Consider the following 567-nt stretch of genomic DNA (forward strand, 5'->3'; position numbering starts at 1 on the left):
TTGCGGTGCTGTGGACGCGCGCACCGGAAGCGTGCCTGAGCCACGAGACCGCACTGGATGCCTACGGCGTCAGCGACGTCAACCCGAACCGCCTCCACGTCACCGTCAGCAAGCAGCGTCGCCTGCGCCGGGCAGGTGGCGAAGGCTACATGATCCATCATGAGGATCTGACACCAGAGCGGATCGCCTGGTGGCAGGAGATTCCCACGGTCACTCCGGCCACTGCGATCACCCAGTGCACCGCCTTCGGCACTTCGAGCCATCTGCTGCGGCAGGCGATCGTGAACGGGCACGCACAGGGCCGCATCACCACCGTCGAGCGCGACGAGCTGACCGCGGCGTTGGAGGCACGCCATGACCAATAAGCATGCTGAGTCGCGGCTCGCCGCGCTGCTTCGAACCCTCACGCCGAAGACCACCCGGCCGGTCTCGACAACTGTGCTGAACAAATGGATAGCCCAGACGGAGGGCAAGCTCGGTGCGGAGGCCGCTGGCGGGAGGCTCGGTTGGCTGATCGCCTCATCGGTGGCGATCGCCGCGGCGGCATCGAGTACGGCGGCATCGTGT

Annotated in this window: 2 protein-coding genes; both read left to right on the forward strand. The window is 66.7% G+C overall.

The features are described 5' to 3' along the window. Positions 1-365, forward strand: a 365-nt coding sequence (locus tag AC5LSR_RS14415) for a type IV toxin-antitoxin system AbiEi family antitoxin (RefSeq protein WP_493468557.1), incomplete at its 5' end; no start/stop codon positions are given. Next, positions 355-567 (forward strand): hypothetical protein (locus AC5LSR_RS14420; protein ID WP_493468558.1); only part of this gene is annotated, 213 nt, incomplete at its 3' end. The genes AC5LSR_RS14415 and AC5LSR_RS14420, both read left to right, overlap by 11 nt.

The sequence above is a fragment of the Protofrankia sp. CiP1_Cm_nod4 genome, from assembly GCF_982290645.1.